The organism is Rothia sp. HC945, from assembly GCF_051370785.1.
In the GTDB taxonomy this organism is placed as follows: domain Bacteria; phylum Actinomycetota; class Actinomycetes; order Actinomycetales; family Micrococcaceae; genus Rothia.
Genome location: NZ_JBFCSN010000001.1, coordinates 497689 through 515558, shown reverse-complemented (window position 1 = coordinate 515558; position 17870 = coordinate 497689). Strand labels below are relative to the sequence as shown.

Annotated in this window: 13 protein-coding genes; 8 read left to right on the top strand and 5 right to left on the bottom strand. The window is 62.6% G+C overall.

The window, feature by feature from the left end:
* The first annotated feature begins 72 nt into the window (after positions 1–72).
* Complete coding sequence (locus AB0Y14_RS02180) at positions 73–807, top strand: SRPBCC domain-containing protein (protein ID WP_436587636.1); 735 nt, start codon at positions 73–75, stop codon at positions 805–807.
* Positions 808–888: 81 nt separating this feature from the next.
* On the opposite strand, the gene AB0Y14_RS02175 is transcribed toward AB0Y14_RS02180, so the two are convergent.
* A complete protein-coding gene (locus AB0Y14_RS02175) occupies positions 889–2343 on the bottom strand; it encodes a SulP family inorganic anion transporter (RefSeq protein ID WP_436588799.1) in 1455 nt (484 codons plus the stop codon).
* A 168-nt stretch (positions 2344–2511) separates the two neighbouring features.
* Here AB0Y14_RS02175 and AB0Y14_RS02170 point away from each other — a divergent pair, with 168 nt between their 5' ends.
* Together AB0Y14_RS02170 and AB0Y14_RS02165 are read left to right on the top strand one after the other, a co-directional pair.
* On the top strand, positions 2512–3207 hold the full coding sequence (locus tag AB0Y14_RS02170) for a lipoyl protein ligase domain-containing protein (protein WP_436587635.1): 696 nt from the start codon (positions 2512–2514) through the stop codon (positions 3205–3207).
* Complete coding sequence (locus tag AB0Y14_RS02165) at positions 3186–3959, top strand: SOS response-associated peptidase (RefSeq protein ID WP_436587634.1); 774 nt, start codon at positions 3186–3188, stop codon at positions 3957–3959. The genes AB0Y14_RS02170 and AB0Y14_RS02165 overlap by 22 nt, the downstream gene beginning before the upstream one ends.
* A gap of 38 nt (positions 3960–3997) precedes the next feature.
* Here AB0Y14_RS02165 and AB0Y14_RS02160 read toward each other — a convergent pair whose 3' ends face one another.
* The 3 genes from AB0Y14_RS02160 to AB0Y14_RS02150 form a co-directional block, all read right to left on the bottom strand.
* A complete protein-coding gene (locus AB0Y14_RS02160) occupies positions 3998–4507 on the bottom strand; it encodes an N-acetyltransferase family protein (protein WP_436587633.1) in 510 nt (169 codons plus the stop codon).
* Between the two features lie 149 nt (positions 4508–4656).
* The gene (locus AB0Y14_RS02155; RefSeq protein ID WP_436587632.1) at positions 4657–6069 is read right to left on the bottom strand and encodes an alpha/beta fold hydrolase; all 1413 of its coding nucleotides are present in this window, start codon (positions 6067–6069) and stop codon (positions 4657–4659) included.
* Between the two features lie 25 nt (positions 6070–6094).
* A complete protein-coding gene (locus tag AB0Y14_RS02150; RefSeq protein ID WP_436587631.1) occupies positions 6095–8704 on the bottom strand; it encodes a DEAD/DEAH box helicase in 2610 nt (869 codons plus the stop codon).
* A 110-nt stretch (positions 8705–8814) separates the two neighbouring features.
* On the opposite strand from AB0Y14_RS02150, the gene AB0Y14_RS02145 reads away from it, so the two are divergent.
* Complete coding sequence (locus AB0Y14_RS02145; RefSeq protein WP_436588798.1) at positions 8815–10515, top strand: formate--tetrahydrofolate ligase; 1701 nt, start codon at positions 8815–8817, stop codon at positions 10513–10515.
* Positions 10516–10609: 94 nt separating this feature from the next.
* Here the strand turns inward: AB0Y14_RS02145 and AB0Y14_RS02140 are convergent, their stop codons facing one another.
* Positions 10610–11278, bottom strand: a complete 669-nt coding sequence (locus AB0Y14_RS02140) for an MBL fold metallo-hydrolase (protein WP_436587630.1) — start codon at positions 11276–11278, stop codon at positions 10610–10612.
* 178 nt (positions 11279–11456) lie between these two features.
* Here AB0Y14_RS02140 and uvrA point away from each other — a divergent pair, with 178 nt between their 5' ends.
* The 4 genes from uvrA (at position 11457) to uvrC (ending at position 17865) form a co-directional block, all read left to right on the top strand.
* Positions 11457–14342 (top strand): excinuclease ABC subunit UvrA, encoded by a 2886-nt coding sequence (uvrA, locus tag AB0Y14_RS02135; RefSeq protein ID WP_436587629.1) that lies wholly within the window; start codon positions 11457–11459, stop codon positions 14340–14342.
* Positions 14342–15082: an HAD hydrolase-like protein gene (locus AB0Y14_RS02130; RefSeq protein WP_436587628.1), complete on the top strand. Its 741-nt coding sequence runs from the start codon at positions 14342–14344 to the stop codon at positions 15080–15082. Before uvrA ends, AB0Y14_RS02130 begins: the two co-directional genes overlap by 1 nt.
* A gap of 134 nt (positions 15083–15216) precedes the next feature.
* Complete coding sequence (locus AB0Y14_RS02125; protein ID WP_436588797.1) at positions 15217–15864, top strand: lysophospholipid acyltransferase family protein; 648 nt, start codon at positions 15217–15219, stop codon at positions 15862–15864.
* An 18-nt stretch (positions 15865–15882) separates the two neighbouring features.
* The gene (uvrC, locus tag AB0Y14_RS02120; RefSeq protein ID WP_436587627.1) at positions 15883–17865 is read left to right on the top strand and encodes an excinuclease ABC subunit UvrC; all 1983 of its coding nucleotides are present in this window, start codon (positions 15883–15885) and stop codon (positions 17863–17865) included.
* The last annotated feature ends 5 nt before the right edge of the window (positions 17866–17870 follow it).

Below are 17870 nucleotides of genomic sequence, written 5' to 3'. Positions count from 1 at the left end.
GCCGAAGTCGCCATGTTCCGGCACTGCGTCGTATTCTCGAAGAGGCAGTCACATCGAGATGAGGAGTGCAGAGTGGCACACAGTGCGTCATCAGTGGAAGAAGCCCCAGGCGAAAAGAATGCCGAGCAGGCCGCTGGCGAGCCAGCAGGCCGAAAGGATCCGTTCGGCCGTCCGGGCGCGTCCAAGCACCCTGCGGACCTTCAACTCGAGCGCGTATACCGCCAGGTGGGGAACAAAGAGAACCACCACGTGATCGTGGTGGAACAAACCTTCACGAATGCTCCGCAGGAAATCTGGGCGGCCCTGACGGATCCCGAGAACCTCGCGGTGTGGTTCGAGCCGGTGACAGTCACCTCGAAGGAAGAGCGCCAGTTCCGGACCGAGAAGACCGGGACCGAAGGAACCATCCAAATCTTCGACGCTCCCAGGCTCCTGCAGCTCACGTGGACCAACGATGGTCAGGACAGCGAGTTGCAGATTTCGATCACCCAAACCGCCGCGGGGTCGTCGTTGACCCTCCGGCATCGCGTACCGGCCAATGAACACTGGGACACCTACGGCGCGGGCGCTACCGGCGTCGGCTGGGACGGTGCTTTCCTCGCCCTCCATGCTTTCCTGAGCGGCCGAGCAGCGACGGTCCGGCAACGGATGGATGAACTCGAAGGCTCCGAACAAGGCAAACGATTCATCGACGCGACCGCGAAGGCCTGGGAGGAAGCCCAGATCACGGCAGGTTCCGACGAGGACGCCGCCCATGCCCAGGCCGAACGTACCGCCGCGTTCTACAAAGGCGAAGCAGCCGTCTGACGGGAGCCGCCTCCGGCACCGACTGACGACGTCGATCGTTGAACCGGCCACGACCTGCGACGCATCGAGTCGCGGCACCGATCAGAGGCTGCCGCTCAAACGGTCATGCAAATGAGCGGACGCGGGGTCCAGGCCCACCACCTGGACCTCGTGTCCGTTCTTTTCGTATCGGTGGGTGATGGAGTCCACGGAGGCAACTGTCGAGGCGTCCCAGATGCGCGCGTCATTGAAGTCGAGAACCACATCGTGCGGGTCCTCGGCATACCTGAACGAGTAGTAGAGATCGTTCGAGGACGCGAAGAACAGCGTCCCGTGAATCGTGTAGGTCGCCGTCGTCGGCACGTCGTCCTCCTCGATCGCCACGGTTCTCTCGACGTGGACCACGTGCGCAACTCTCCGGGCGAAAGCGATCATTGCCGCGATGACTCCGACCCCGACGCCGAGAGCCAGATTGTGCGTCAGCACGGTCACCAGAACCGTGAGCACCATGGTCAACGTCTCGGCGACCGGCATTCTGCGGAGGAGGCGCGGACTGATCGAATGCCAGTCGAAGGTCGTGAAGGCAACGTAGACCATCACCGCGACCAGGGCCGCCATCGGAATGATCGCCAATACGCCGTGGAGACTCATGATCAGGGCGAGCACGGAGAGGGCCGCGGCCACGGAGGAGAGCCGAGTCCGAGCCCCCGCCTTCACGTTGATCATGGTCTGCCCGATCATGGCGCAACCAGCGGAACAGCCGAACAGCCCGGAAATCGTGTTCGCGATCCCCAGGGCCCAGGACTCTTTGGTCTTGGACGAATGGGAATCCGTCAGATCGTCCACCAGCTTCGCGGTCAGAAGTGACTCGATCAGGCCCACGACAGCCATGGCGATCGCAATCGGGGCGATCGTCACGAAGGTTTCCGCAGACCAGGGGACGTCGGGGATGCCTGGCACCGGCAGCGCGTCCGGCAGGGAACCTTTCTGACCCACCGTGGGCGCAGCGCCGCCGGCCAGAACCGCAACCCCGGTGACGACCACGATCGCAACCAGCGGTGCGGGAATCACTGTCGTGATTCGAGGAAGCACGAACACGATGACCAGGCCTAGGGCCACGAGGGGGTACACGAGCGCGGGAACGCCCATGAGTTCGGGCAACTGGGAACTGAAGATCAGGATCGCCAGGGCGTTGACGAACCCCTTCATGACCGACCGAGGAATGAAACGCATGAGCTTGGCGGCCCCGACAGCTGCCAGGAGGATCTGGACGATGCCGGAGAGTACTACCGCGGCCAGATAGTACTGGAGACCGTGACTCATGATGAGCGGTGCGGCGACCAGAGCCACCGACCCGGCCGCGGCGGAAACCATCGCGGGCCTGCCACCGAGCACGGAGGTGACCAAGGCGATGATCACAGCGCCGAAGAGTCCCGTGCGAGGATCCAGGCCGGTCACGATCGCGAAGGCCGTGGCCTCCGGGATCAGCGCCAGGGAGGTCACGACGCCGGCGAGCAGCTCGGTCACCCCCTGCCGCGGATGGCGGACAGCACTCATCACGCTACTGGGGCGGGGAGACGAGGTGGAGGACGATGCCACGGGGAAAGCTCCTGACCTGGAGGTACGACGGATACCAGGCTATAGCAGTCCACGTTGTGCTCATGAATCAGGGCGTCAGCCGATCCAGGTATTCTCGGAGAGTCCGAATCCCAGAGCGGAGGCGCCATGCTCATCGAACGTCATCTCGGGTCCGTCGCGGAAGACTATGAATCGACGCTGTCCCGATTGCGTCGAGTCGCGTCGGGGGACGAACAGCCCATCCTGAGGTTCTCGAAACCCGGTCCCATCGTGGGATTCGGGCGGCGCGACGAACTCAACCCCGGATTCGACGCGGCCCGCGAGGCGTGCGAGGCACACGGTTTCGTCCCGTGGGTCCGAAAAGTCGGGGGACGTGCAGCGGCCTACCATTCGGACTGCATGATCGTGGACCACCTGGTGCGGACCCAGGACCCCACCAGCACGACGATGGCCAGATACCGTAGCTTCGGCCGCCTCTGGGCTCGTATTCTCGATGGATTGGGCATGCCGGCAGACGTCGGCGAGTTGCCGGGGGAGTACTGCGCGGGAGAATACAGCGTCCATGGAATCGCGCCCGGCGGTGAAAAGGTCAAAGTGGTCGGCACCGCGCAACGTGTCGTCTCCGGCGCGTGGTGGTTCTCGGCCGGCGTCGTCGTCTCCCGACCGGAGCCCCTACGGGCTGTCCTCGACGAGGTCTACAAGGCATTGCGCATACCGATGAACCCGCGCACCGTAGGCTCCGTATCGATGGCCGTTCCGGAGGTTCGGTGGGATGATGTGGAAGACGCGGTACTGGAAGCCTACGAGGAATGGGACAAGCGATGTGTGGACGGTATGTCATAGCCAGAGCCCAGGGAGACCTGCTCGGCGGGGTCGAACTCGACGAGTCGATCGCGGACTACAACGTCGCTCCGACTCGGACCGTGCCGATTCTGGTCGATCACCAGGAGGACGACTCGTGGAAGCGCCGGATCCACTCCGCCCGCTGGGGGCTGTTGCCCCGGTGGGCCAAGGACGAGTCCTTTTCCTCCAGAGCCTTCAACGCACGCTCCGAAACCGTGGTCGAGAAGCCCACCTTCCGCCATGCCGTGAAAACCCAACGATGTGCGATCCCGGCCAACGGGTACTACGAATGGGCCAAGCACACCGCGGAGAGCGAATCTGGTCGGGGCAAGGCCCCCAAGACCCCGTACTTCGTCCACCCGCACAATCCGCAGGACAGCATCTACTTCGCCGGGCTCTACGAATGGTGGAAGATCCCGTCAGGAGAGGAGGCAGGGCAATGGTTGCTCTCGACGACGATCCTGACCGGGGCCTCTCCCGATGAAGACGCCGCGGGAACGAACGAGACGCTCGGCGACCTCGCCCGGCTTCACGATCGCTTGCCGCTTCCCCTGCGATTCACAGGTGAGGACGACGACGAACTGACCACGTGGCTCCGCGCTGAGCACAGCCCCGAGGAGGCCGTTGAGCGGGTTCGTGCCAACGCCTACGACGTCGCGAGCGAATGGATCCTCACCGAGGTCGGAAGCGACGTCGGCTCCGTGGCAAACAACGGGCCGGACCTGATCGAACCGGTCTCACGGTTGATCTAGTCCGGCCCAGCGTCTTCGCGGGAGTCCGCGCAGGAGGATCAGAGCTCCGAATCGTCCTCCGGAATCCATCGCTTGAAGTCCAGGGTCAGGTACAGGGCCAGAGCAGGTGAATTGTCCTCCGCGATCCGCAGGGCGACCTCTTCATGGCCCAGACGGTAGAGCTCATCGATCGCAATACGAAGCAACTGCTCCGCGAAGCCCTCACGCCGCCGGGACGCCGCCGTGAACAATTCGAAGACATACGGCGCATCCGGGACGTCGTTGCCGACTCGAGAATCAAGGACGAGAGCCGCGGCGACCAGGCGTCCGGAACCATCGACCACCACGGGCGATGCAGACTTGATCAGAGTACCGAAATCCCCGTTGAAAACCTTGTGAATGATTTCAAGGGCTTCGGCCTGGCTGCCGACGACGGTCTGGTCATCGTAGGAAGCGAAAAAGAGCTTGGCGAGGCCGTCCGCGTCTTCCTCGGTGACCGGTCGCGTGGTGACCTTCAGGGGGCGCGTGTTTGCCCACGTTTTTCCGATAAGTGTGATCGTGCCGCTCACGATAACCTCCCGCGTTCTGCCGTCCGGTCACGCCATGCAACCGGGAACTGTCACTTAACAGCCTAACTGTCAGAAGCCGAATGCGGGATGACTCAGGAAAATGCGCTTCAAAATTCAGCCGGAAGAATCCCCAGAATTGGGGGATAAGCTCATCGTGAAGGGACAGATACGGGCGATTCGGACAAAGCCCCGGATTCGACCAACACTTCGCCCAAATGCCCCAGGACTTCCTCGGTATTGTGTCCCAAAGCGTCATGGTGCATCGAATTCGAGGTCCACGTCCGCAGATTCGGGATGCTGGCAGCGGTCTCCATCGCATGGTCGGAATCCACGTAGACGTCCGGCCGGTACGCGCTCGCGGCGACCGGAACCTCGTTGCGGGCCAATCGGTCCAGGTCGTACAAATGTCCCCAGTCGTCCTTCTCGGCCACCAGGTGGGCGGCGTCGGCCACGGGCGTCAGGGCGGGGTCTTCCTCGAAGTACCACGGGTGGATCATTTCGCCGGTGAAGAGCAGCGGGTCGGCCTCTTCCGAGTAGTCCGGCCGCGTCGCGCGAATCCTGTCCGCTGCCCACAGGCTCGAGACGCCGGGGCCATCGCAATAGATCGCCTCGTGCATGAGCGCGTACAAAGGCTGCCCAGCGAAGGAGACGGTGCGGCCGACGTCGGTCAGGAAACGTTCCGACGGAAGACCGCCGCCTTCCGAGAAGGCGGACTCGAGCAGATAATGCAAACCGTGCACCCTGGAGTTTCCGCCCAGATGATTGCCCAGCATCTGGAAACGGTGGGGCGTGAGTCGTTCGCCCGTGGACAGCCGGACATCGTGGTCTCGGAGAAAAGCGGCAATCTCCACCGCACGCAACCTGTCCTCCGGGTACCAGTCGTAGTACTGGAGGTTGCGCTCGGCCACCCTGTCGAACGTCGACCGGTACACCTCGGTCGGCGAGCTGTGAATGGGCGCGAGGCCCGCGGTCATCCAGGAATGCAACAGGGAATCCGGCGCATAGGACAAATACGAGAGAGTGATGAATCCGCCGAAGCTCTGTCCCAGGCTCGCCCAGCGCTTCTCCGGTTCATCGGCCGTCAGCGTCGCTCGCACGCACTCCGCATCGGCGACGATCGAGTCGGCCCGAAAATGTTCGAGCCAGGCCACCTGGGCTGCCGCATCTCCCTGACGTGCGAGCATCTCTGCGGAAAGGGGAGAGGACAGGCCGGTTCCCCGTTGGTCCAGCAAAACCACCCTGTAGGTCCGGGCCAGGTGTCGGACCCAGCCAGAGTCGGTGAGCGGCCGGGGAGACGGCATACCCGGACCACCTTGCAGGTACACCAGGAAGGGGCGGTCGCCGGGTTCACCCGGTGATTCGACGTCGTTTCGCGTAACCACCCGCGCAAATATCTCGATCGTTTCGGTCGCCGACGCCGCCGGAGGGGCTTCCCCACCGTGACTCCACGGCCAGGCGTGGGCCAGTGGCACCCGGAACCGGTGCTCGGTCAGCTCCAGGTCGCCGATCCGATGCGTCGGGCCGGCGCGGTGGGGGACTGGGGTCGATCCGGGGAATGCCATGCGACCATTCTACGGTCACAGGCCCTCAGGGACGTGGGGCGTCCTTCAGCGCACCGACGTGATCAACTCGAATCACAGGGGCCCCGACGTCGTCAGAGGACAACAGGTCCACGGTTGCCGTGATCCCGTAGTCGAAGTTGTCGGAAGGATCCGAGAATGCCTGACGCACTTTCCAGACCTCAGGATCGGACCTGTCCATGTTCAGGTGGCGTGGCGCCCGGGCATCCGCATCGGTGTAGATGTCGTCGTACTCGTCGAAGTATTCGTCCAGTGCCTCGGCCCACCGGTCGGCGTCCCAGCCGTGGTCTCCGTCCAGCTCACCGAGAAGCTTCTCCTTCTCCTCCGCGAAGAGCTCGACCCGCCTGAACATGGCGTTCCGGACCATGATCGTGAAGGCACGCACATTGTCCGTGACTTTCGGGGCCTGCTCCGCCACCAGTTCCTCGAGGGAGTCCTGCGTCGGTTCGGCGTCTTCCCCGGCCGTCATCTTCTCCCACTCGTCGATCAGCGAGTTGTCCGTCTGCCGGATCAGCTCACCGAGCCACGCGACAAGATCCTCCAGGTCCTCAGTCAGTGAGGAGACCGGCACGGTCTGTCGAAGCGCCCGGTATGCATCGGACAGATACCGGAGCAGAATCCCTTCGGACCGTGCCAGCTGGTAGTACTGCACGAAGTCCCCGAACCCCATCGCCCGCTCGTACATGTCACGGACGATCGACTTGGGCGCCAGCTCGAATTCCGCGATCCACGGCGCACCCGAGCGGTAGGTTTCGAACGCATCCTCCAACATTTCCGCCAATGGTTGCGGGTAGGTGATGCGGTCCGCCGCGTTCATCCGCTCCGTGTAGTCGAGCCCCTCGGCCTTCATCGCCGCGATGGCCTCGCCGCGGGCCTTCTTCTCTTGCGCATTCAATACCTGCCGCGGTTTCTCCAGTGTCGACTCGATGACCGATACGGCGTCCAGCGCATAGCCGGGGTCTTCCATGTCCAACAAGGACAAGGCCGCCAACGCGAACGGCGACAACGGCTGGTTCAGAGCAAAATTCTCCTGCAACTGGATCGTCAACCGGACAGTCCGACCATCTTCGTCCGGCTCATCCAGCTTCTCCACGACGCCCGCCGCCAGCAGCTCCCGGTAGATTCCCAGGGCCTTCCTCATCAATTGGCGCTGGCGTGGCCTGGGCTCGTGGTTTTCGGTCAACAGTTTCTTGGCCGCCGCAAAAGGGTCACCAGGCCGTTCCAGCAGATTCAAAAACATCGAGTGCGACACCGTGAATGACGAGGTCAGCGGTTCGGGCACGGCCTGTACCAGCTGGTCGAAAGTCTTCCGCGACCACGTCACGAAGCCCTGCGGCGGCTTCTTCTTTTTCCCGCGGGTGGACTGCGCGATCTTCTTCTCGTCCCCATCGAATTTCTGCTGGGCCTTTTGCACGATCCGGGCGTTCTCGATGTCGTGTTCCGGGGCCTGGACGACCACGGTCCCCGCCGTGTCGTACCCGGCCCGCCCGGCGCGCCCGGCTACCTGATGGAACTCGCGCGCCTTGAGGCGACGGGTGCGTTCGCCGTCGAATTTGGAGAGCGCCGTGATCAGGACGGTACGAATCGGGACGTTGATCCCGACGCCGAGAGTATCGGTTCCGCAGATGACCTTCAGCAGACCGGTCTGGGCCAGCTGCTCGACGAGCCGCCGGTATTTGGGCAGCATCCCGGCGTGATGGACGCCGACGCCGTGCCTCACCATCTTGTTCAGCACCTTGCCGAAGCCGGAGGAGAAGCGGAAACCCGCGATCGCTTCGGAGACCTGTTGCTTTTCCTCTCTGGTCAGGAGGTTCAGGCTCATGAGTGATTGGGCCTGGTCCATCGCCTGCAATTGGGAGAAGTGGACCACGTAGACGGGAGCTTGACCGGTTTTCACGAGTTCCTCGATGGCCTCGTGGACGGGTTCCTCGGAGTAGTAGTAGTGCAACGGGATCGGCCGCTCGGAACTGGTCACGTAGGCAGTCTCCCGCCCCGTCAACTCGGTCAGCTCACGCTCGAAGCGAGTGACGTCGCCCAGGGTCGCACTCATCAGAAGAAATTGCGCCTGGGGCAATTCAAGGAGCGGAACCTGCCATGCCCAGCCTCGCTGGGGATCGGAGTAGAAATGGAATTCGTCCATCACCACTTGGGTCACATCCGCACCCTCACCTTCGCGGAGGACCACGTTGGCCAGGATCTCCGCGGTGCAGCAGACAATCGGCGCCTGGGCATTGACCGAGGAATCCCCGGTGATCATTCCGACGTTCTCGGCACCGAAGATCGCGCAGAGGTCGAAGAATTTCTCTGAAACCAGTGCCTTGATCGGTGCCGTGTAATAGGACCGCTGGCCCTGGGCGAGTCCGGCGAAGTGCGCGGCCACCGCCACCGTCGACTTGCCGGAACCAGTGGGGGTGGCGAGGATGACATTCGCCCCGGAGGCTATGCCCAGAACGGCTTCGTCCTGCGCAGGGTAGAGCTCCATGTCCCGCGACGAGATCCAGTCGGTGAAGCCGTTGTAGATCTCCTCCTGGTTGAGGGAGTTGGAAGCGTAGTCCCCACGGAAGTAGTGGTGATCCGGTTCCGCAAATTTGGGGTCCAGGGCTTCGAGAAGTTTCATCGTTGACCATCGTACCCGCGGACTATGACATGCCGGTCCTCGGATTCGGCGTTCCGGAAGAGCGTCGGGACATAATGAATACGGCTGTTCCCGGAACCCAGGAGTCAATCATGAACCTGCCTTTCCCCTCGGACCTCGAGATCGCCCAGGGCGCGAAGCTGGAGCCCATCGCGGCGGTTGCTGCGCGCGCCGGAATACCGGAGGAGCGGCTTGAGCCCTACGGCAAGCACGTGGCCAAGATCGAGTTGGAGGCCTCTTCGGGCGGAACAGGCACCGGTAGCAAATACGTCGTCGTGACCGCGGTGACCCCCACACCCCTCGGGGAAGGCAAAACGGCAACGAGCGTGTCGCTGGCCCAGGGAATGGCAGCCAGGGGACGCAACGCGATGCTCGCGCTCCGCCAGCCATCGATGGGCCCGACGTTCGGCATCAAGGGCGGAGCCGCCGGGGGAGGATATTCCCAAGTTGTTCCGATGGAGAAGCTGAACCTGCACCTGACCGGAGACTTCCACGCGGTCACCGCGGCCCACAACATGCTGGCCGCAATCCTGGACAACCACCTTCATTTCGGCAATGAGCTGGACATCGACGAGCGCTCCATCACGTGGCGTCGAGTCCTCGATGTCAACGACAGATCACTGCGCAACATCGTCGTCGGACTCGGGGAACGCACCGACGGGGTCACAAGGCAGACGGGCTTCGACATCACCTCGGCCAGCGAAGTAATGGTCATACTCTCCCTGGCCACGAGCCTGAACGATCTGCACGAGCGCCTGGCCCGCATCGTGGTCGGCTTGACCAGGAGCGGAGAACCCGTGACCGCCCGCGCCCTCAAGGCCGACGGCGCGATGTCGGTCATCCTGGCCGACGCGATCAAACCCAACCTGATGCAGACCCTCGAGCACACCCCCGCACTGATCCACGCCGGCCCGTTCGGAAACATTGCGACGGGCAACTCGTCCGTCGTGGCCGACTACGTCGGTCTGGAACACTCCGATTACGTCATCACCGAAGCCGGTTTCGGTGCAGACATGGGAGCCGAACGCTTCTTCAACGTCAAATGCCGCACCAGTGGGTTGCGACCGGACGCCGCCGTTCTCGTGGTCACCGTCCGCGCCCTCAAATCACACTCCGGCAGGTACCGCATTGTTCCGGGACAGCCTCTACCCGACGGAATGTTGGCCGAAAGCCCGGAGGACGTCGCGGCAGGCGCAGCCAATCTTCGCAAGCACATCGACATCGTCCGCTCCTTCGGCGTATCTCCGGTCGTGGCCATCAACGCATTCCCCACGGATCACGAATCCGAGCATGAGGCAATCCGAACCATCGCCGCAGAAGAGGGTGCTGAATTCGCGGTGCACAGGGGAGTGTCCCAGGGAGGGGCCGGCGCGACCGACCTCGCGGACGCCGTGGTGCGAGCCTGTGACCAGCCAGGGCACCTCAGGTTCACCTACGGCCTCAACGATCCCCTGACCACCAAAATCGAGAAGGTCGCGACCGAGGTGTACGGGGCAGACGGAGTGGATCTCAGCCCAGCGGCCGCTCAGCAACTCGAACGCTACGAACGCCTGGGGTTCGGACGGTTGCCGGTCGTGATCGCCAAGACGCATCTTTCACTGTCCTCGGACCCCGGGCTGAAAGGCGCCCAGACAGGGTGGCGACTTCCCGTGCGAGAGGTTCGCCTCGCGGCCGGTGCCGGGTACGTGTACGCCCTCTGCGGAACAATCAGGACCATGCCCGGGCTGTCGCGCCATCCCGCCGCCGAACGCATAGGATTCGACGACTCAGGAACAATCCAGGGTCTCTTCTGACCTCAACCGGAGGCCGACCACGCGAAAGAATCTGCCCCGGAAAACCGGCAAACCGGCTTTCCGGGGCAGAGAACCCTCCGACAGCGCGCAAGTACTACCAGCCTCGCTGGGCCCACTCATCCAGATGGGGCCGCTCGGCACCCAGAGTGGTGGACTTGCCGTGTCCGGGAAGGATGACAGTGTCGTCGTCGTAGACGTCAAAAATCTTCGTGGTCACATCGTGCAAGAGGGACTCGAAAGCCTCCGGGGAGCCAGTCTTGCCCACGCCGCCCGGGAACAGGGAATCGCCCGTGAAAATGTAGGTCGGGCCCTCCTCCGGGGTGTAAGCGAGGGCGATGGATCCGGGTGTGTGACCGGCCAGGCCGATCACGTCCAAGGAGAAACCTTCCAAATCGGCAGTGTCGCCATCCTCGAAGGTGATGTCCATGGGCACGTCGATGTCGGACTCATCGGCATCGCCGCACGCGGTGAGTGCCTCCGAACGGGACTTGATCTCGGGGAGCGCTCGCACATGGTCCCAATGCGAGTGGGTAGTCACGATCAGCTGAACGTTTCCGCAACAGGCGCACTGGGCGTCGACGTCGTGGGCTCCTGCGGCCACGAGTCGTGAAATCGAGTCGGGGTCGTCCGCCGCATCGATCAACAGCTGGGTGCCGGTCTGCTTGCACGTCACCAAGTAGACGTTGTTGTCCATGTCGGAGACGCTGATATAACGGATGGTGACCTCACCCAGGTCCATCTTTTCGGTAGCGATTGCCATCATGCCTTCGAGTGTAGGTCTTCCGTCCCGCTCGCGCGCAACCCACGCGCGCGTAACGTTCACCCTGGGCCGATTTCTCCACCACGCGGCGCAGATTCGTTAGAATAAATCTTCGAATGGGGAGTGTTTGCGCCAGTCGCACGACCTCCCGGTCCGGAGCAACCACGCAGACAGGCAGGTCATGACCATTCAGCACGTTGAGGGACACGAACCCGGTATGCCGCAGGATCTCACCAGAATTCTGGTCAAGGGCGCACGGGAGAACAATCTCAGGAATGTTGACCTGGATATTCCGCGCAATGCGATGATCGTGTTCACAGGGCTCTCCGGATCGGGAAAGTCCTCTCTGGCCTTCGACACGATCTTCGCCGAGGGACAACGCCGGTACGTCGAATCGCTGTCCGCCTATGCGCGCATGTTCCTGGGCCAGGTCGACAAGCCGGACGTGGACTTCATCGAGGGTCTCTCGCCGGCAGTGTCGATCGATCAGAAGTCCACGTCGAAGAATCCGCGGTCCACGGTCGGCACTATTACCGAAATCTACGATTACATGCGCCTGTTGTGGGCGCGGATCGGACACCCCCACTGTCCCATCTGTGGGGAGCCCATCGAGAAGCAGACTCCGCAGGCCATCGTCGACCAGCTCATGTCCTCTCCCGAGCGGACTCGCTTGCAGGTTCTGGCCCCGATGGTGCGTTCCCGAAAGGGCGAGTTCGCCGACCTGTTCGCGTCACTGACCCAACAGGGATATTCCCGTGCCGTGGTTGACGGTGAGCAGATCCAGCTTGCGGAGGCGCCCAAGCTCAAGAAGCAGTACAAGCACTCCATTTCCGTGGTGGTCGATCGTCTGGTCATCAAGGACTCGATTCACCAGCGGCTGACGGATTCCATCGAGACGGCGCTCGGACTTGCTGACGGCAGGGTCGTGGTCGATTTTGTCGACGACGATTCGGACGCAGGCCAGCGCACATTCAGCGAAAACCTGGCCTGCCCCAACGAGCACCCGATCGAAACCACGGAGATCGAACCGCGGGCCTTTTCTTTCAACAGCCCTTTCGGTGCGTGCCCGGAGTGCGACGGCATCGGGTCTCGTCTGGAGGTCGATGAAGACCTGGTCATTCCCGATCCGGAAAAAACTTTGGGCGAAGGGGCCATCGCTCCCTGGTCACAGGGCAAGTCCACCACCGAATACTGGCTGCGCCTTCTGGCGGGTCTCGGAAAAGAGGTGGGCTTCGACCTCAACACCCCATGGGAGAACCTGAGCAGCAAGGCCCGTCAAGCGATCCTCAACGGCAAAGATTTCAAGGTCGAGGTTTCGTACCGCAACAGGTTCGGCCGCGAACGCCGATACACCTCCGGGTTCGAGGGCGTCTACGCCTATATCAAGAGGAAGCATGAGGAGACCGAGTCCGACTGGGCGAAGGACCGGTATGAACAGTACATGCGTCAGGTTGCCTGCCCCGCTTGTGACGGTGCCCGCCTGAATCCGACCATGCTCGCGGTCACCGTGGGCGGGGCATCGATTGCCGAGGTCACGGCAATGTCGATGACGGATACCCAAAAATTCATGGCCGGTCTGGAACTTTCTGAGCGCGAGTCGAAGATCGCCGACCAGGTTCTGAAAGAAATCAATGCGCGCCTTCAGTTTCTTCTCGACGTCGGGCTCGACTACCTGAATCTGGAGCGCGCGGCAGCCACGTTGTCCGGCGGCGAGGCGCAGCGCATTCGTTTGGCGACCCAGATCGGTTCTGGACTCGTGGGTGTTCTCTATGTCCTCGACGAACCCTCGATCGGCCTCCACCAGCGGGACAACCGTCGCCTGATCGAAACCCTGAGCAAACTCCGGGACCTGGGCAATACCCTGATCGTCGTCGAGCACGATGAGGACACCATCAAGGAATCGGACTGGATCGTGGACGTCGGACCGGGAGCTGGCGAGCACGGCGGCGAAATTGTCCACTCGGGTACGTACGAAGATCTCTTGTCCAATCAGCGGTCGCTCACGGGCGCCTACCTCGACCGACGCCGCGAGATCTCACTGCCATCGAAACGTCGCCCGATCGACAAGAAGCGTATGGTCAAGGTGGTCGGGGCCAAGGAGAACAACCTGACGGGAATCGATGTCGAATTCCCCCTCGGCGTCTTCACCGCCATTACCGGCGTGTCCGGCTCGGGCAAGTCCACTCTGGTCAACGACATTCTCTATACCGCACTGGCCAACAAGCTGAACGGTGCCAAGCAGGTGCCGGGGCGGCATCAGCGTGTCGAGGGGTTGGAACATCTGGACAAGATCGTTCACGTGGACCAGAGCCCTATCGGGCGCATGCCACGATCGAACGCAGCTACTTACACCGGGGTCTTCGATCACATCCGCAAGTTGTTTGCAGAGACCAACGAGGCCAAAGTCCGGGGTTACCTGCCGGGCCGATTCTCCTTCAACGTCAAGGGCGGCCGCTGCGAAGCGTGCCATGGGGACGGAACCTTGAAGATTGAGATGAACTTCCTGCCGGACGTCTTCGTGCCCTGCGAGGTGTGCCACGGTGCCAGGTACAACAGGGAGACCCTCGAAATCCGTTACAAGGGCAAGACCATCGCGGATGTCCTGGACATGCCGGTCGAGGAGGCAGCCGAGTTCTTCTCCGCGTTCACCCCCATAGCCCGGCACCTCAACACTCTTGTCGACGTCGGGCTGGGGTACATACGCCTCGGCCAACCCGCCCCGACGCTGTCCGGTGGCGAGGCCCAACGCGTGAAGCTGGCGACGGAACTCCAGCGGCGATCCAACGGCCGGACCATCTACGTTCTGGACGAACCGACCACGGGCCTCCACTTCGAAGACATCAGCAAGTTGTTGAATGTGCTCCAGGGGCTGGTCGACAAGGGGAACACCGTCCTGACGATCGAGCACAACCTCGACGTCATCAAGTCGGCAGACTGGATCGTGGACATGGGCCCTGAAGGCGGCAACGGGGGCGGACAGGTGGTAGCCCAAGGCACTCCCGAACAGGTCGCCCGCGTGGACGGAAGCCATACCGGGTATTTTCTATCCGAGATTCTGGAGGACTGATGAGCACATCTCGTACCCCGGCGGTTCTGTTCGATTTGGACGGGACTTTGCTCGACCCTGCTGGCGCGATCACGGATGGGATAGCCGATGCGATCGAGGCGCACGGGTTCGACCGGCCCGAGCCGGACACGCTCCGCAAGTTCGTGGGTCCGTCCACGGACGAGTCCTTGAGCGCCTACACGGACATTCCGACCGAATTCCACCGGGACATATTGGCCACGTACCGCGGAGGCTACCTGGAGCGCGCACGGAAATCCTCGATGTTGTATCCGGGGGTCATGGACTTGTTGCGTGATCTCGCGGAACTTCCCGCAGTCGTCGGGCTGGCTACCCAGAAGCCGCTTCCGACCACGGAAATTCTTCTGCGGGACTTCGGGCTGGTTGAGTATTTTGACGTCGTCTCCGGCTCGAGGGACGAACTCAAGCCGGAGACCATGGATCTGCCCGCCGACAAGGCGGGGGTTATCGACCGAGCTTTTCGCCTGATTGAGGACCGAGCTGTCAGGGACCCCAGTCTCGGCGTCGTCGACCCCGAAAGGACCGTGATGGTCGGTGACCGGGAATACGACGTCGCCGGCGCACGGGCTCACGGGATTGCCTGCATCGGTGTGTCCTGGGGGTTCGCTTCAGGAACCGAACTCGCGGACGCGGGAGCCGTGAGCATCGTCGATGACATCACGGGGCTGCGAACCGTTATGGCGCGGGAGACCGGGCTGGGGGACCTCCGAGGACCGGCGTGACTGCCTCGGGCATGTGCCGTCTTTCCTGAGCGGGACCGCGGTCCGGGACCGGGTACAGTGTTTTCGACGATTCTTTGTGAGGAGAGCAACCCGTGAAGCTGTACCACTTGGCGCAGACCACCGTCACCGGCCTGATGAAAATTGGTTTCCGTGCCCGGGTCACAGGACTCCACAATTTTCCCGAGTCCGGACCGGTGATCGTCGCGTCGAACCACAAGGCGTTCCTGGACAGCGTGATCATTTCCGCGCTCATGCCGCGCCGAGTGGCCTTTCTCGCGAAGGCGGAATACGTGAATTCGCCTGGTCTGAAGGGCCGCGCCATGAAGACCCTGTTCGAACTCATCGACATCATTCCGGTGAACCGATCAGACCAGACCGGACGCCTCAAGGCATTGGACAAGGGACTGGAGCGATTGGAGAACGGACAAGTCTTCGGGATCTATCCCGAAGGAACCCGGTCGAGGGATGGATTTCTCTATAGGGGCAGAATTGGGGTCGCGTGGTTGGCCCACAAGACTGGCGCGCCGGTCGTTCCCGTTGGCCTCATCGGCACCGACAGACTCCAACCCCCAGGCTCCAGAATGATTCGACCGGTTCGCTTCACCGTCCGCGTGGGCGAGCCGCTCTACTTCGACAAACTGGGGGACCAGCAGACCGGGAAGCAGCGGCGTGAGACCACGGAGATCATCATGGACCGCATAGCTCACCTTTCCGGCCAACCCCGCAAGAACGAATACAACACCTCGCCGTCGTTGGACAAGGACGCGGGAAACGACGACTGAACGAAGGAGAAGGAGAAGATGGCGGACCCGGCAAGCTACAGGCCAGGATCGGGCGAGATTCCCACCCAGCCGGGCGTGTACCGCTTCCGGGACGAATTCGGTCGTGTCATCTACGTCGGCAAGGCCAAGAACCTCAGAAACCGCCTGAACTCCTATTTCCAGAAGCCCCAACAGCTCGCACCGAAGACCTATGCCATGGTCCATACGGGGGCGAGCGTGGAGTGGACGGTCGTTGGTTCCGAAATGGAATCGCTCCAGCTGGAGTACACCTGGATCAAGCAGTACACCCCGCGCTTCAACATTATGTACCGGGACGACAAGTCGTACCCGTACATGGCGGTCTCGATGGCGGACCGCTTTCCGCGGGCACAGGTCACACGCGGTGCCAAGAAGAAGGGGACTCGCTACTTCGGTCCGTTCTCACAGGCGTGGGCCATTCGTGAGACTCTCGACTCGCTCCTGAGGGTGTTCCCGGTCAGGACGTGCACGCGTTCGGTCTTCAAACGTGCCGAGCAAGCGGGAAGACCCTGCCTGCTCGGGTACATCGACAAGTGCTCGGCACCTTGCGTCGGCCGTATCAGCGAAGAGGACCACAAGGATCTCGCGGACCAGCTGTGCCGGTTCATGGCGGGAGATTCCGAGAAGTACATCCGGAAGCTCACCTCCACGATGGAGACGGCCGCCGAGAACATGGAATTCGAGCACGCGGCGCGACTGCGCGATGACATTGCGGCCCTGCGAAAGGCATTCGAGCGCAACGCCGTCGTCCTCTCGGACTCCGTGGACGCGGACCTCTTCGCCTTCCACGAGGACGAGCTCGAGGCCGCGGCCCAGGTCTTCCACGTCCGAGGCGGCCGCATTCGTGGACAGCGAGGGTGGATCGTCGAAAGGGTCGAGGACCTGTCTGCACCCGAAATGGTCGAGCAATTGCTCCAGCAGGTCTACGGTGAGTCGGCGGTGACCATGGCCAGCGCACCGGTCGACGACGAGCTGAACCTCAACGAGATTCCTCGTAACGTGCTGGTCCCGGTCATGCCCGAGAACGCCGATCAGCTCCAGGAATGGTTGTCGGGTCTTCGCGGTAGCAAAGTCACCATATCGGTGCCTCAGCGCGGTGAGCGAGTCCAGCTCATGGGAACCGTGGCGGACAACGCCAAGCAGGCGTTGACCCTGCACAAGTCGAGGCGTGCCGGTGACCTGACCACGCGCAGCGCCTCTCTCCAAGAGCTCCAGGAGGCTCTGGACCTGCCTGACGCACTGATGCGCATCGAATGCTACGACATCTCCCACGTTCAAGGGACCAATGTCGTGGCGTCCATGGTGGTCTTCGAAGACGGGTTGCCGCGCAAATCCGATTACCGCAAGTTCTCGATCCGCGGCGAGGCGGCTCGGGACGACACGGCGTCTATGTATGACGTGATCACCCGACGTTTCAAGCGTTACCTGGCCGAGCAGCAGGAGCGGGAGAGCTCGCCCCAGGCTTCGGGAGAGGTCGACCAATCGGAGTCGACGGAACCTGCCAAGTTTGCCTACCCACCCAACCTGGTGGTCGTCGACGGCGGACCCCCTCAGGTCGCTGCGGCTCAACAAGCACTCGACGACCTGGGCGTCACCGACGTTGCTGTGGTTGGCCTGGCCAAGCGGCTTGAGGAGATTTGGGTCCCGGATGACGACTTTCCGGTGATCTTGCCGCGCTCATCCCACGGACTGTTCCTGCTGCAGCGCCTTCGGGACGAAGCCCACCGATTCGCTATTACATTCCACCGGTCAAAACGGGGCAAGGCCATGCTCGCTTCCGCCCTCGACGGCGTCGAAGGCCTCGGGAAGGCCAAGAGGGAAGCGCTCCTGAAGGAATTCGGTTCTCTGAAGGCCATTCGCGAGGCCTCCGTAGAGGACCTGACACGTGCCCACGGGATCGGCCCTCGGCTTGCCGAGAAGGTTCGGGCGCACTTGTCCACAGATGCGGAGCACTCCGAGGATTCCGGGCCGGTATCCGAGTAGTCTTG